This window comes from Kribbella aluminosa (genome assembly GCF_017876295.1).
In the GTDB taxonomy this organism is placed as follows: Bacteria; Actinomycetota; Actinomycetes; order Propionibacteriales; family Kribbellaceae; genus Kribbella; species Kribbella aluminosa.
In genome coordinates, this window is the sequence record NZ_JAGINT010000002.1 from 1,714,866 (window position 1) to 1,730,193 (window position 15,328).

Below are 15,328 nucleotides of genomic sequence, written 5' to 3' on the forward strand. Positions count from 1 at the left end.
CGATGTAGCCGATGCTGGCCCGGCTTGGTGACCCGCCTAGTCATCGAAGCTTGTCCTGGGGCCGGCGTGATGTGGGGGGAAGTCATGTCTCGTTCTCGGCGTGCCCGCGGGCCGTTCTTCATCCGGTCCGTGGCGGTTGTTGTTTCGTTCGCGTTACTGGTGACAGGCTTGGAAGTCCAGGAATCGGCCGTTGCTGCTCCTGCGGCGGTTCCAAAGCCGGCGGAGCCGAAGGTCAACTCGCGGCCTGATCTGGTGTCGGCGGTGGTATCCGCGCGGTCGCAGGGCTTCAGGGTTGAGGTGGAGTCGCTGCGGTCGGAAACGTCCACGACGTGGGCGAATCCGGATGGCACGATGACGACCGAGGTGAACGCGGGCGAGGTCCGGTTCAAGGATCCTTCCGGCAAGTGGCGCGACGTCGACCTTACATTGCAGGAGGGCACGGACGGCACGGTTGCTCCTCGTGGCCACAAGTATGGGTTGCGGCTCGGCAAGCGCAATGGCGCGGTCGGGCAGCCGTTCGCGGTGTCGGGTTCTGGTGCAGGGCGGCAGGTGGAGTGGCTGTCGCCGTGGAAGCTGACCACGCCGACGCTGGACGGGACGAAGGCGACGTATGCCGATGTCCAGCCCGGTGTCGACCTGACACTGGATGCGCGTCGGTCCGGGTTCGAGTCCGACTTCGTGGTGAAGCAGCGTCCGGCTGATGGGGCGCCGCCGGTGTGGCGGATCCCGTTGCGCACCAAGGGCCTGACCGCGCGGCAGGCCGCTGATGGGTCGATCGAGTTCGTGGACGCGAAGAACGTGGTGCATTCGCGGATCCCGGTGGGGCGGATGTGGGACGCGGTCACCGATGAGAACACACATCTGCCGGTGAATACGGCCGCGGTGAAGATGTCCATCGAGCAAGCCTCGCCGGGCAAGGCAACCCTGGTGATCGCTCCGGACAAGGAGTGGTTCCTGGACCCGGCCCGGGTGTTCCCGGTCACGGTCGATCCGACCTACAGCAACACGCCGGTGTACTCGACCTTCGACACGTTCGTGCAGACCAGCGTGTCGACGGATTTGTCGACCACGGTGGATCTGCGAGCGGGCAAGAACGGGACGCATATCGAGCGGTCGTTCCTGAACTTCCCCACCTCCACTTTCGCCGGTAAGAACGTAGTGGACGCGACGCTGGAGCTGTACCAGTACGGCGCGACGACTTGCACCCCGACCCAGGTGAACCTGTACTCCGCGGACCCGGCCTCGACGACTACAACGTACGCGAACCAGCCTGCCACCAGTTCGACGCTGTCGGGTTCGGCGACTGTCGCGAAGGGGTTCTCGAGCTCCTGTGCGGCTGGCCGGATCGGGATCCCCATGACCAGCCTCGCTCAAGCTTGGGCGGACGGAACGATAGGCTCGTCCGGGACCGCGGGCGTGGCGTTGAAGGCCGCGAACGAATCGGACACGGCCTACTGGAAGCGATTCGTGTCCAGCGAAGGCGACGCCGACCCCTACATCTCATTCACCTGGAACCGTCCCCCGAACGCCCCCGCGACGGTAGAAACGACCGAGGCCGTTGCCTACGCCGCGCCGGGCGACCCGACGTCGTACATGTACTCGAAGAGCCAGACGCCGTGGGTGCAGACCAAGGCGACTGACGCCGACGGGAACACGATGACGTATGTGTTCGAGTTCTTCACCGGCGACGGCCCGACCTTCCACTCCTACGGCACCTGCACGTCCTCGGTGTACGCCTCCGGTACGACGGCTGGTTGCCGGCCCTCGACCCCGCTGCCGGACAACATGCTGATGTACATCCGGGCGAAGGCGAACGACGGCCGCGTGGACGGCCCCTGGACCAGTTACCAGACCCGGCTGCGGATCGGGGCCGCGACCCCGGCTGCGCCGCAGATTACGTGTCCGAGCCCGTACCTGATCAATTCCTGGCAGGACAACCCGCCAGCGGCGAACATCGACTGCACGGTGACCGCGACCGGTCCCGGGTACAGCGCGCCGGGCTACGTCCGGTTGACCGTCGACGGCCAGCCGTACAAGGGCGGCACCGCCGACGGCACACTTCCAGGCCAGGTAAAGATCACGCCGTCCAGCGATCCTGCGGTCGGGAAGGCCACGGTGACGATCAGCAATGGCACTCCGGGTCTGCACCGGATCACCGCGACCGCCGAGACCCCGAGCGGGATGTTGTCGCCGAGCAGTTCCTACAGCTTCGGGTGGGGCGGGTCGGGGATGACGTCGCCGACGTCGGATCCGCGGATCACAACTGCGAACACGATCCGGATCGCGGCGTCCGGACCGCCCAAGGGCCAGTCGTCGACGGTGACCGCGAGGGTGCGGTGGCGGGTGTCCGGCTATGGCGGCAGCGACTACGACACGGTCGGCTGGAACGTCGACGGCACCGACCTGCACGTCAACGACAACGGCACCGCCGGCGTCAATGTCGACACGACCTGGGACACCACGAACGCGAAGATCGATGCCTACCTCGACTCCGATCCGAACGCTCAGGGGATCCAGCCGACCGCGCTGAACGAGCGGTTGCCGGTCAAGCTGGACATCCAGGTGTGTTTCACCTACGCCTCGTCCAGCCAGTGCACCTGGTCGCAGACACCCGGCACGACGATCCAACGGGTTCCGCACGCGTTCGGCGACGGATTCCCAACCTCGGACGCAGGCCCAGGACAAGTCGCGCTGTGGACCGGTGAATTCAACACCTCCGCGACCGACATCTCCGTCCCCGGCTACACCGGCGACCTGTCGATCTCGCGGTCACACTCCACCTACGACGGCCCGGCGACCACCGTCAACGGCGTCTTTGGACCGGGCTGGACCGCCCAGTTCGACGGCGCCGACGCCGGAGCCGCCGGGATGCAGGTGATCGACTCCTCGCGGTTGGACGGCACGATCGTGCTGGTCGACGGTGACGGCACCAGCCTGGTCTTCGAGTCGCCGTCGGGGAAGCGCCGCGCCTCGGCGTCCTTCGAGACCGGCGACTGGGTCCCCGGCGACGACGCCACCGAGGAGGACGGGTCGCGGCTGACGATCAGCGGCACCGCGACGGCGCCTGTGCTGTCCTATATCGAGGATGACGGCACGGTCACGATCTGGAATGTGACAACCGCGCCATCGACCTCGGCGGACTCGGTCTTCCAGCCGGCCGGGATCGCGGAGCCGGGCGTGGCGGGCAACACGACGTTCGCCTACGACAACGCCGGCCGGGTCGCCCGGATCCTCGCGCCGGTCCCACCCGATGTCAGCTGTGGCGCCTACAACGCTTCGGTGCCGTTGACCGGGATGAACGCGGGGTGTCGCGCGCTGCGGTTCGAGTACGGCACTGCCGGCGCCACCGCTGGGCGTCTCATCAACGCGTGGGTCGACATCTACAACCCGGACAAAACCGGCGGCCCGGCGATGGACTCGATCAAGGTCGCGACCTACACGTACGACTCCGCTGGACGGCTCGCGACGGTCACCGACCCACGCTCGAGCCTGACCGCCCAGTACGGCTACAACTCGCTGAACCACCTCACGTCGCTGACGCCGCCCGGCCAGGTGCCCTACCAGTTCAACTACGTGTCCGACGGCGTCAAGGAGAAGCTCGACTCGGTCACCCGCGCCCGACCGGCCGGCGACCCGACGGGTGGCACCGCGACGCTGGGCAAGTACGTGTACGACAACGTCCCGCTGTCCGGGCCGGGAGCACCTGATCTGTCCGCGGGCACGGTCGCGAAGTGGAACCAGAAGACCGCCCCGACGAATGCGTTCGCGGTCTTCGGGCCTGACCACCCACTCAGCGGCACGCCGACCGCCGACGACTGGCAATACGCCCACCTGCAATACACCGACGCGGTCGGATACACCGTGAACACCGCCACGTACGGCGCCGGGAACTGGCAGCTGACGGCGACCGACTACAACGACCAGGGCAACGTCGTGCGACAGCTCGACGAACGCGCCCTGCGCCAGGTGCTCGACAACAACGTTCCGGCCGACCAGCTCGGCAGCGTCACGGTGTACAACGCCGATATCACGAACACCGCCGGCGATACGATCGTGACCCCGGCCGGCACGCTGGTCACCGACACCTATGGCCCGGCGCGCTGGGCGGCGTTGAAGAACGGCAGCATCGCCTGGGCCCGTCTGCACACGCACACCGACTTCGACGAAGACGCGCCGAACGCCGGCATCAACCCTGCCACCTTAATGCCTTACAGGCTGGCCACCACCGAAACGGTGTCGGCGCAAGATCCCGGCACCGGCACCGAACTCGAGACGATCGGCAAGACGCTGACCGGCTACACCGACCCGGTCAATCAAGACACTGCCGGCTGGGGACTGAGCCTGCCCGCCACCACCACCACCGACGCCAACCCCACCGCACCGCGCACCGACACAACCGGCGACATCACTAAGGTCACCCGCTACGACACCGAAGGCCGCGTCATCGAAACCCGGCAACCCCGCTCCAACGGCGCCGACGCCGGTACGACGAAGACCGTCTACTACACCGCGGCCGCCAACAAGGACTTCCCTGAGTGCGGTGCACCGCAGTGGGCCGGACTGGTCTGCAAGACCTACCCGGCCGCGCCGCCGAGCTCCGGTCTGGCGTTGCCGGCGACAACGAACTCGGACTTCTCTTACCTCCTGGCGCCGAAGACCGTCACCGAAACCTCCGTCACAGGCGCTAGCACGGTCACTCGAACGACCAACACGACCTATCTCAGCGACGGCCGCACTGACACCAGCACCACCACCGTGACCGGTCTGACCGGGTCGGCGGCGAACACCAAGAAGCGCACAACCTACGACCCGAACACCGGGCAGCCGACCGTGGTGACGGCATACAACGCCGACAGCAGCGTCGCCGGAAGCATCACCACCGGCTACGACACCTGGGGACGCCAGGCCACCTACCAACCATCCGGTGACACACCCACCACCACGGTCTACAACGCCGTCGGCGACGTCGCGACCGTGACTGACCCGAACGGCACCACGAGCTACACCTACGACGGCACCGACGCCAACGGCAAAATCGAACACCGCGGGATCGTCACCAAGGTCGACGTCACCACCGCCGGCTCCACCTGGACCTCCACCGGCGCCTACGACTCCGCCGGTACACTCATCACCCAGAAACTACCCGGCGGCGTGACCCAAACCCACGGCATCGACATCACCGGCGAACCCGTAGGCCTGAGCTACACCGGTCAGGTCACAACGGTGAACAGCGACGGCACCACCAGCGTCGACCCGAACGGCCCATGGCTGTCGTGGTCGCTGCAAAACGACGTCATCGGCCGGGTCACCCACGAGTGGACCCCCGACGGCAACGCCTTCACCACCAGCTCGGGTGGCGCCATCCCCTACGACCGCCGCTACAGCTATGACAGCGCCGGCCGCCTCACCCAGGTCAACGACCGCACCGCCGCAGCCTCCGGCATCGACGTCGAGGACCCAGCCCAGGCGCCGGCCTGTGTCACCCGCACCTACGGCTTCGACGCCAACGACAACCGCCTCACCAAGGCAACCGCACCAGCTGCCGCCGATGGCTCCTGCAGCACGTCAGGTGCCACCACGACCACCCGTGCCTTCGACACCGCCGACCGGCCCATCACCGGCGCCAACGGAACCGGCAACTATGTGTACGACGCGCTAGGCCGCACCGTCACGCTGCCAGCTGCTGATGCGCCCCGGCCGGCCAACGGCAACGTGACGATGTCCTACTACGACAATGACCTCGCCCGCAGCATCGCCCAGAACGGGACCACGACGACGTTCGGGCTCGATGCGGTTGACCGTCGCTCGACCGAGATAGTGACGAACGCTTCTGGTTCGACGCAGACCGTCCGGCACTACACCGACCCCAGCGACAACCCCACCTGGGTCACCCAGGGCACCACCACCCAGCGATACGCCGAACTCATCGGCAGCGACCTCGCCCTCACCGTCAGACAGACCGGAGCCGCGGATCTCACAGTTGCAAATCCTCACGGCGATGTCGTCGCGACGGTCGATCTACCATCGCCGACCGCAACCGCGACATCAATCGTTGGCTGGAACAACTACGACGAGCAAGGTAACCCGACTACCGCAACCGCGAGCACCAGTGCCGTCTCGTACGGATGGCTCGGAGCCAGGCAACGAGCCACCACCGATCCAGGTGTCTTGGCGATGGGCGTTCGGCTCTACAACCCTGTCACCGGGGTCTTCACGAGCATCGACCCTGTCGAGGGCGGTAACGCGAACGCGTACAACTACCCTCCCGATCCGATTAACCAGTTTGACACCACTGGAAGGTGGTGCGTCGGTGGGATCGGAACAACGTGCACCAGGTACGTGACAGACCGGTATGGCCGCAGCGTGCCGATCAGACACGACAGGAGATACAAATACGAAGCACACAACCTGACATTCGCCATCGTGGCCTACACCATCGGCCATGGTAAACAGGTCTCGAGTAGCGGGTCGTCCGTCAACTACGAGTACACTTTCCATCAAGTGCGCTGCACGTGGTCGTGGTTCGTCCGCACGTGCCGGCAAACCGGAGTCACGGAGAGAGTGCGCGTCGTTGTTGACTTCCGAAAGGCCAAAGACGGTAAAACATTCGGACTTGTTACCGCATACTGCCTGTCAGGAAGCTGGTGTCCCGCCTGGGTCAATCGGCTGATCGACTGAGGCGGGCAATCGCATCAGGATGGTCGCTGCCTATGTTCGAATGGGCCATTCTAGATGCAATGGCTTGCGCAGCTGAGGCTAGCGTCGGCGCACAGCTCCCTTTCGCCGTAGCGAGTTCCTCTCAGGAGTTCGCTACGGCGTTAATGCTCGCGTGACCCGAAATTCGGATCTGTTCCGTCGGACTGCGTTCATCGGCCCGCGCATTCGGCATCTAAATGTTCTCAGCCTCGACATCGACATTACCTGTCGTCGCGTACTCCACGCCAAAGTGGCCCGACAATCCCACCTCGGCTGATGACCGGCACGGACTGAGTGTTTGGTGGAGCGGCGAGGTTCTCCTGAAACATTCGGTTGATATGAATAGTGCTCACCCGGACCGCCAGTTGCGATCCAGTACCACATCGCCCGGTTCGGCTTGTGTGCCCGGCTGACCAAGGTGATGAGCGTGCCGGCCCCCGCCGTACATGGCCGCCGCCGCGTGGAACGACCCCGATCGCAGCAGCAGCGGATGTTTCAGCGCGGCTGGGATGCACAGGTCACACGGACTGAGGGGCTGGTACCAGTCGGAGCAGGTAGTCGCCGGTCGAAAATTGCCGCATCTCCTCGACCGACCAGGAGGCGCGTGTGTCAACCAAGTCGAAAGCCTCCCACTCATAGTCACCGATAACGAGGAATTCGCCACGGAGTCTCAGCCGGGAGCCCGGCTCGACATCACGTGCTCGCCCATCGACCTGCGCCTGTATCAGACGACCATTGACTGTCAGCACTAACTCGACGCCGGCGGACTGCCCGCCAGCGCCCGTGTCTACCTCGAAGTCTCTGGCCCTCGCCACGGAGCCCGTCACGACATACTCGACCGTGCCGCGCGGAGTTCCGGGGCTTTCCTCGCGTGGATCGATCCCGTCCTCTTCCGATGGGTCGGCACAGGCCACCGAGCCAAGCAATCGGATGCCGATGTTAGGCAGAACCGCACCCTGCACTGGCTCTGGCCACTCTGCTTCAACCGGAACCCAATGCATCATGCGAACCCATATCGACTCGTCAGACCGATGTGCGACGCTCACCTGCGGAATCATGCCACCCAGCCGTGGCGGCAGCTGCCGACGCCACGCCGCCGCACAAGCCTTAGTCGGGTCAAGGCGCTGTTGCCATTCTGGGCGAAGGAGATCAAGGTAGGTGCGGATGATCAACGCCCGCTGCCCGAGCAGTGGGCTGAGTGGCTCGACCGCTCAACCACGATGTCGACCAGGTCCGCCGTCTGAATGGCGCCGCCGGTCGACGGCAGTCTCGACATGTATGCGGTGTCGAAGGTCGTGAACAACGTGATGAATAACGGCCCCGAGTTGCTGGACCCCGTTGCCCGGCCAGCAGCTGAAGCACCGCGAGGCCAGGCGTTCCCGCGCTGCCCGGTTCGCTCTCATCGCCCACCACCAGCGGTCGACGCGGCGGCGGCCCGTGGCGCGGGTTGGCAGCAGACCCAGCCGCTGGCGTGAGGCGTTGTAATCCAGCACCACCCGGTGCGGATCAGCTCGCTGGTTACGAGGTCTGGCAGCTGGTGCGGTTCGGTGTTGCGGGCCAGATCGGCGAGCGCGCCGGTCAGGAGAGGTCCGTCTCCGCACGTGAGGCAGGCAACGGCGTAGACGTTGTGTGGCTGGCATCGGCCGCAGTGCTGTGTTATGTCGATCCGGACCGAATCGGTGCCGATGGCAGACCACCACCCGGTCTGGAGTTCTTCGCGCAGCCGCGCGGCGGCGACCTTGCCGTTCGGAACGGTGCCGCAGCCCGGGCAGGCGAGACGATGCAGGACGCCCTGATCGAACGCCGCCGGTGGATCGACTAGAACCGTGGCGAGGTTTGTCGTGATCGTGGTGGTGACGTCCATGGCGAGACTGCGGTGAACTGTCGCTCGGCTGGACCCGATGGCTTCGGCGATCTGGCGGATCGACATCCCGTCGGCCTTCAGCCGTCGGGCGGTACCGATCTGGGCCGGGGTGAGGGACTTGCCGCGATGGGCCGGGGTGAACGTGCGGCGCACGTTGTTCTTGACCTGGTGCTCGCGGGCGATCCGGTACGTCGTCGCGCGCGAGACGCCGTACTTCGCGGCGAGCTCGTCGACCGGCGTCCCGGAGGAGAATTCGCCGGCCAGGTCCTCCTCGAGCTGGGGCGTGAGCTTACGGGGCCGGTGCGCGTTCTTGCCGGACTCGCGCGCCGACGCGACGCGCTCGTTCTTGTAAATCAGCTCGACCTGCCCGAGGAACAGCAGCAGGGCCTTGGCCATCTCTGTCGCTGGGCCTGGGTTGCGGGTGTCGAACGGGATCGGGCCGCCGATGACGTTCACGTGCACACCCATGTCGGTGAGCTCGGTGAACAGGTGCAGCATCTCGGTCTGGGACCGGCCGAGCCGGTCCAGCTCGGACAGCAGGACGACGTCGCCGGCGCGCAGCCGTGGCCGGAGCTCCAGCCAGCCTTGGCGGTTCAGGTTCTTGCCGGTGAGCTTGTCGACGTACAGCCGCTGCCCGTCGCCGGTGTCCGGGTCGGCCGGGATGCCGTAGGTGGTGAGGGCGTGGATCTGGCGGTGCAGGTCCTGCTTCTTCGTCGAGACGCGGGCGTAGCCCCACTCGATCCCGGTGACGACCGTGGCTGTCATGTCCCGAATGTAGCGAAACTGACACCGCTACAGCGGTGAGACTGGGACGGCGGTTCGCGTGTTTCTGCCCCCCGAGCCGCCCCGTCTCGCGGCGGTGTCTCGGAACCGTAGTTTCGAGTACCCGGCGAGACGGCCAGGTCAGTAGTCGTCGGCGTTGCGAACGGCCAGATAACGAACACTTCGTCCCCTCAGTGCTCTCGGATGGCGTCGTCGGACGTGGCAAGGTCGAACCAGCCGGCCGACGCGTGCGTCGGGTCCACCTATAAGGACCAGATGATGAGGCGCAGGGTCCGTGAAGAACCCAGCGCCTCATCATCGGCTACTGGCTCACAGCCCAATGCCGTCGTCGCCGGCGTCAACTCGGCTGCGCGCTGATTCTACCGGCCAGAAGATCACTTCGTACTCTTCTCCCGAGTCGCCGACAAACTGATCGTAATGTTCGGCGCGGCCGCGGGCTAGAACCCTTACTCGATGTGGGCCCGGGGACGAAGGAGTCACGACAAGAGGGTCTGTCATGTTGACCGTGGGAGCGCCTAGGTGGAGGTTTGTTGTCAGGAGAAAATCGTCCTCGGCACCGATCTCCCAGCCCTCCATGCACTGATCCAAGTCACCAGGCGGTTCCGTAAGCAGTTTGAGCCTGAGCACGACGGTGCCGCTTGCACAGCCTGTGGAAACGAAGAGACTGGTGCCGTCTGAGCTGATGTTCAGCAGCCTGGCGTTCTGAGCGCGTGTCATCACCGGGTGCGTGTCGAATGGGGCGAAGAACATCTGATGATAGTCAACCTGCACCCGGTGATTCGCCCCGTTGGCACCTTGAGTCATTCCACAAATCCTACCTGGAACGGGTCGCCATCGAGCATCCTCTCGTTGCTATAGAAGGCGGACATCTGGCCGCCGCCCGATGAGTTGTCGCCAACAAGGATGAAGCAACGGCTCCATCCGGTTGGCCCGGTCCGCTCCGGATCGGGCATCTCGCAGCCTGGAAAGCTGCGGGCCTCATCGCTACCGCCGGTCGAGGCGCCCTCATAGGTACTTCGGAAGGGATACTCGTCACAAGACTTCCCCTGCGGGCGCGGGATACTGCTCGGGCAAGCCTTGTCGCCGTTGGCCTGCCTCAACGCCGGGTCGTCCAGCTTCGTCAGGTAGGTGTCGGAGTAGGGCGCGCCGGGTAATCCCGAAGCCTGCGCCTGCGAGACGTGGTCAGCGAATTCCGGCGCCGCAGATCTGCTCAGCCAGGCAATCTCCCAGATATTTCCGTAGACGCATCCCGGGCTACGATTACCGATTGCATTGTCGCAGCGCCCTACCACGCCGCTCGTCCATATTTCGATCGGATTTGCCCAACGTGGATCATTGAACTGGACCAGCCAGTTTCCCCAGCTTTCCAGAACGGTGCCGCTGGGCATGGCGACCGGCTGCAGAGATACCGATCCGTGCCATGAGTCTACCCCGGTCGGAAGATACGACTTATCGACTCCTAAGCAGTCGCCCGGGCAAGGAACAAATTCCGCCGAGCTACCCTCGGGATTTCCGAGTCCCGTGAACGAAGATACGGCGACGTCCTCAGTCCAGCTCCAGCCGACTGGAGTCGCGGTCGCCTCCGTCTTGCCGACGAATTCTACGGTCGCAGTGCCAACGAGATTTCCGGAAGGCACCTCATGAACCTCGATGAAACCCTGCTCATGATTACATGCAGTCCGGCGATCCGGCGCTGTCCAGTCGAGCAGATCGCTAGTGGTGGTACTACATTCTGGAAACCAGTCAACCAATGCCCGATTCCCAGTAATGATCTTGCCTGACACGCAGTTCCGCGGATAAGTCTTGAGCTTCTTGGCCCGGACATCTGCGATCAGTTGCGCACACTGCTCTGGTGTCTTAGAAAACTTGATGTGAGACGGCTCAATCGTCCTAGACGTCCCCGGCGAACCCAGTTTCTGTGGCCTCTGGGAGAGGCCTCCCCAAGGCTGGACACGTGGTGTGGGCTCCATCTCCTCCGCTGACGCTGCAACCGCCGGCGTCGTTGCTGCCAACACGGTCGTTAGGAGCGGCACCGAAAGCAGCAACGCTGCCCACCGCGGGACTCTCTGTGCTCGACCACGCTGCGAACGCTTCACGACAGACAAGGCGATCCCCTCTCCGCCAACCCAGAGGCGGGACACCGATGACCGGACGAGTCAGGGCGCTGGGTTGGTAGCGACTACATCGGGAATCCGGTCAAGACCGTTACGCCGCTTGCAACAAGCTGCAAGACTCCATCCGACACGCCGCCTCGACTCGACAGCAGGCCTCGGTAGTCCGGGTCGTCTACGGGGTTCCAGTCGGACCGGGGCCTCTATTGCCGTGGCGGCGGGGAGCCGGTTCGGGATGTGGCTGGGGGTCGAGAACTTCGCGGATGGCGTCGAGTTTCTGCTCGTCCGACAGCGTCGGGTCGCCAAGCAGGCGGTTGACCGCGGCAACTTTCTCGTCGTTCGTCACTGGAAGCCGTCCAATGGCATGGCAGGTTGGTGCAGGGGGAGGCGGCCGGGAGGCTTCAGGCCTTTGGCGGCAAGGTGTTTCCAGGTCGTGAGGATCTCGCGGACCTCGTCGGGGTCGAACTGGTACCGGCCGCGGGGGCCTTTGACGGCGGGTAGGAGCCCGCTCTTGGCCAGCGCGTTTAGCTGCCGCATGGTGTAGCCGGTGCTGCGGCTCACTTCAGCGGTTCCAGTCGAGTAGGGCGAGGGTGCGGGCGGCGACGAGCCCGTGACCTGGCCGATGCCGTCGACGACCCATGCGTCGAGCAGGCCGGGGGAAGGTGTCTCGCGGTCCGGGTCGCGGGTCGGGCCGGTGGAGAGTCCGTCGGGCATCTCCTGTTTCGGGAAGAGGGACTCGATCTCCTCGCGGGTCCGGAACCGGAGCGTGTCGATCGGCGTGCTGTCGAGCCTGGTGACGAGCAGCTGGGCGCGGCGGGCTCCTTCGTTGCTGTCGGGCTGCAGCAGGTGGGTCGACATGGTGTAGGAGCCGTCGACGAGCTGGTCGACCCAGTCCTGCATCAGCTCCGCGACCTGATCGGCGGGGCCTGGGTAGTGCATCCAGGTATCGCCGAATACGACCACGACCGGCTGGGACCAGTCGATCCAGCCGTCGAGCTCGGGGTGCCGGCGCACTTCGAGCGGCCGGAAAGGATCGGCAGTGATGACACGGACCTGGTCGGAGATCCCGGTCCTGCGCAGGGCGCGGGTGTGGGCGACGATGACCGGATCGTCGGTGAGGTAGAGAACCTTGCGGCGCGGATGGTTCGGCAGCACGATCCGGTACGTGTCGTTGGCCGATCCGGTCATCGGGTAGCCCGGGCTGCAGTGGATCCACTGCCTCAGCCGGGGATCGGCTGCCAGCCGCTTCACCGCGCGGCCCCGGCCGGCTTCGATGCGCCCGAACAGAAGACCGAGCTCGGGGAAGTCCTTCGCCAGCCCGCCGACGAGCTTCCGCTCCGGTGCCCAGGCCTCCTTTCCGTCCAGCGCGGCCTCACGGAAACGCGTCCAGTTCAGCCGGCCGAGCCGAGCGCTGCCCTGCCGCGATCTCGTTCCCGTTCGTGCTGCGCTGCGGTGCCACGTGGTTCTCCTCTCGGGTGTAGGGCGGGTTCGAGGCTCGTCAGGTGCGGTCAGTGCGGAAGGTGGGTCGGCGCGGCGGCGCCGAGTCAGTTCTCGTACGTCCGCCGCGCCGGCAGGGGAGGAGTCCTCGACCCCTCGGGGAGGGGAGTCGGCCGGCTCGGTGAGACTGGCCTGGGCCGAGGACTCCGGCAGGGTGGGGCGGGATCTGCTCCGCGTAGTGAGGAGGCCGCGGAGCATGCGGTCTGACGACAGCGGGTGAGGAGACCCGCGATCCCGCCCCGGTCTAGGTGGCCGAGCCGGCGAGCACGGCCGGCGTCGGCCCGGGCATCGGCTCCGGCCCGGGATCGGGGTCGGGGTCGTTGGTGATCCGGCACGACCGGAACTGGTTGCGCATCGCGCCTTCGAACCACGCTGCCTTGCTCGCGTCGGCCGCGGGGTAGTTGATGAAGGCGTGCTCGCCGAGCCATACCCGGACCCGGCGCGGGCCGTCAGCGGGCACCGTCGCCGCGGGGGCCGTCAGCGGCTGGCCTGTTCGTTGAGGATGACAGTCGTGACCCATGGTGAGGCTCCATCACTGTGTGGTGTCGAGCCACAGTGAACACTGGAACGTTCCGAATTGCGATGGAACGTTCCGGTTCGGCGTGTTTGCCCTACGGTGGATGCCGCGGCCGTCAGCGGCCTGGCTCCACGCCCCGTCGGGCCGGTCCTCGCGGGTGAGTATCTTGGTCGCTCCCAGGGAGGTCAGATGACGTCTGAATCAGCGCTCGACTCTGCGGCGTCCAGGTCCCTCCTGGGCCGCCGGCTGCGACGCGCTCGCGAGAGCGTCGGCTTGTCGCTGCGGGAGGCCAGCCGTCGTACCTCTGTTCCGCTGTCGCAGCTCTCGCGGTTGGAGAACGGCAAGGCTCCGGTGGCGCCGGACGACCTTGTGCCGTTCTTCAAGGAGTACGCCGTTACCGACGCCGAGCAGATCAGCGCGCTGACAGAACTCGCTCGCTCGACCAAACGATCGACGAACTGGCGCGACTCCTACGCGTCGGTGATCAGCCCGAATTTCGCGCAGTTCATCGAGCTGGAGGCCTCGGCGTCGGCACTGACCTGGTACGAGAACGCCTACGTCCCCGGGCTGCTCCAGACGCGTGGCTACGTACGAGGCCTGATGGATCTCGAGCCGACGGTCGGTATCGAGACGCCGGCTGCGGAACTGACGAAGCGGATCGAGGTCCGGCTGAATCGTCAGCGGATCCTCGATCGCGAGACCGGTGCACCCACGTTGTCGGTTGTGCTGACCGAGGCAGTGATACGGGTACGCGTCGGCAGCGCGGCCGTCATGGCCGAGCAGCTCAAGCACCTGGTCGAGATGGCGGCCCGGCCGGGCATCGAGATCCAGATCATGCCCGACGACCGGCACAACGCCGGATTGCTGATCATGCCGTTCTGCCTGCTCGACTTCCCATCGACGTGGCCGCTCACCGAGCCCTCACGTGTCTACATCGACCAGCGCGCGGGCTTCTTCTGGCTGGACTCGCCCACCGAGATCGATACCTACCGCAAGGCCCGCGCGAATCTGCGTGAGACCGCGCTCGACCAGCAACAGTCTGTCGACTACATCGAGCAGAAGCTGGCCGAACTCCAGAACCTCGCCTGATCAGCACGACTGCGCTCGTAGCGGATCGACCTTGCTGGGCAGGGTCTGGGCGTGTGGCCTGCCTCGCTACCAGGGGGCGGGTGTGTGCCCGGCGAAGAACTGGCCTGTGGGCCCGCCGTCGGGCAGTGTCGCCAGCCAGACAGGTGTTGCGGCGCCTTCTTCTACGGTGGTCGGCGCGTTCGGTCCGCCGAGCTCGGTGCGGACCCAGCCGGGGGAGCAGCTGTTGACCAGTACACCGGCGCCGGCGACGTCGGCGGCCAGAACGCGGGTCAACGCGTTGAGCGCGGCCTTCGACACGCGGTAGGCCGGCTCGGTCCCGCTGGTCATCGTGCTGAGGGAGGCCAGACGGCTGCTGACGTTGACGATCCGGCCGTATCGCTGGTCGCGCATCAAGGGGATGGCAGCGCTGGCGCATCGCCAGGCGCCGAGCAGGTTGACCTCGAGCACGCGGCGCACTTCAGAGGCGGGGATGGTGGCGGCTCGGTGATCGCCGTCGGTGACGCCGGCGTTGTTGACCAGGATGTCCAGCCGCCGTAGTTCGGCGATGGCCGCAGTGATCGAGCCGGGATCGGTCACGTCCAGGCGGGTGCTGGAGACCGCCAGGCCGTCGCCTCGGATCTCCGCTGCCGCTTCCTCGGCTGCGGCGTGATTCCGCGCCGTCAGTACGACGTGGATGCGCCGGGCAGCGAGCTGGCGGGCGATTTCGCGGCCGAGGCCGCGATTCGCTCCGGTGACGAGAGCGACACGTTGTTGATCCGGCACGCCCCTCAG

The 15,328-nt window shown here is 65.9% G+C and carries 9 protein-coding genes; 2 read left to right on the forward strand and 7 right to left on the reverse strand.

Going from position 1 to position 15,328, the window contains the following annotated elements:
* The first annotated feature begins 351 nt into the window (after positions 1-351).
* The gene (locus JOF29_RS29585; RefSeq protein ID WP_245359589.1) at positions 352-6,678 is read left to right on the forward strand and encodes an RHS repeat-associated core domain-containing protein; all 6,327 of its coding nucleotides are present in this window, start codon (positions 352-354) and stop codon (positions 6,676-6,678) included.
* A 536-nt stretch (positions 6,679-7,214) separates the two neighbouring features.
* Here JOF29_RS29585 and JOF29_RS29590 read toward each other — a convergent pair.
* The 6 genes from JOF29_RS29590 to JOF29_RS29615 form a co-directional block, all read right to left on the reverse strand.
* Entirely contained in the window at positions 7,215-7,742 is a 528-nt protein-coding gene (locus tag JOF29_RS29590; RefSeq protein ID WP_209697685.1) for a hypothetical protein, read from the reverse strand.
* A gap of 353 nt (positions 7,743-8,095) precedes the next feature.
* Entirely contained in the window at positions 8,096-9,325 is a 1,230-nt protein-coding gene (locus tag JOF29_RS29595) for a recombinase family protein (protein WP_209697686.1), read from the reverse strand.
* A 327-nt stretch (positions 9,326-9,652) separates the two neighbouring features.
* Positions 9,653-10,147 carry a hypothetical protein gene (locus tag JOF29_RS29600; RefSeq protein ID WP_209697687.1) on the reverse strand — a complete coding sequence of 165 codons (495 nt, stop codon included), beginning with the start codon at positions 10,145-10,147 and terminating at the stop codon, positions 9,653-9,655.
* On the reverse strand, positions 10,144-11,127 hold the full coding sequence (locus tag JOF29_RS29605) for a NucA/NucB deoxyribonuclease domain-containing protein (RefSeq protein WP_209697688.1): 984 nt from the start codon (positions 11,125-11,127) through the stop codon (positions 10,144-10,146). Before JOF29_RS29605 ends, JOF29_RS29600 begins: the two co-directional genes overlap by 4 nt.
* Positions 11,128-11,796: 669 nt before the next feature.
* Positions 11,797-13,149, reverse strand: coding sequence for an SAM-dependent methyltransferase (locus tag JOF29_RS29610; RefSeq protein WP_209697689.1), 1,353 nt, complete (start codon positions 13,147-13,149; stop codon positions 11,797-11,799).
* A 46-nt stretch (positions 13,150-13,195) separates the two neighbouring features.
* Entirely contained in the window at positions 13,196-13,471 is a 276-nt protein-coding gene (locus tag JOF29_RS29615; protein WP_209697690.1) for a hypothetical protein, read from the reverse strand.
* A gap of 186 nt (positions 13,472-13,657) precedes the next feature.
* On the opposite strand from JOF29_RS29615, the gene JOF29_RS29620 reads away from it, so the two are divergent.
* Positions 13,658-14,557 carry a helix-turn-helix domain-containing protein gene (locus JOF29_RS29620; protein ID WP_209697691.1) on the forward strand — a complete coding sequence of 300 codons (900 nt, stop codon included), beginning with the start codon at positions 13,658-13,660 and terminating at the stop codon, positions 14,555-14,557.
* Positions 14,558-14,623: 66 nt separating this feature from the next.
* Here the strand turns inward: JOF29_RS29620 and JOF29_RS29625 are convergent, their stop codons facing one another.
* Positions 14,624-15,319, reverse strand: a complete 696-nt coding sequence (locus tag JOF29_RS29625) for an SDR family NAD(P)-dependent oxidoreductase (RefSeq protein ID WP_209697692.1) — start codon at positions 15,317-15,319, stop codon at positions 14,624-14,626.
* Positions 15,320-15,328 lie beyond the last annotated feature (9 nt).

What these genes read in the sequence shown, in the direction of transcription:
- JOF29_RS29585 (WP_245359589.1), top strand. Translation starts at nt 352, where the DNA reads ATGACGACCGAGGTGAACGCGGGCGAGGTCCGGTTCAAGGATCCTTCC.
- JOF29_RS29595 (WP_209697686.1), bottom strand. Translation starts at nt 9,325, where the DNA reads ATGACAGCCACGGTCGTCACCGGGATCGAGTGGGGCTACGCCCGCGTC.
- JOF29_RS29600 (WP_209697687.1), bottom strand. Translation starts at nt 10,147, where the DNA reads ATGACTCAAGGTGCCAACGGGGCGAATCACCGGGTGCAGGTTGACTAT.
- JOF29_RS29610 (WP_209697689.1), bottom strand. Translation starts at nt 13,149, where the DNA reads ATGCTCCGCGGCCTCCTCACTACGCGGAGCAGATCCCGCCCCACCCTG.
- JOF29_RS29615 (WP_209697690.1), bottom strand. Translation starts at nt 13,471, where the DNA reads ATGGGTCACGACTGTCATCCTCAACGAACAGGCCAGCCGCTGACGGCC.
- JOF29_RS29620 (WP_209697691.1), top strand. Translation starts at nt 13,658, where the DNA reads ATGACGTCTGAATCAGCGCTCGACTCTGCGGCGTCCAGGTCCCTCCTG.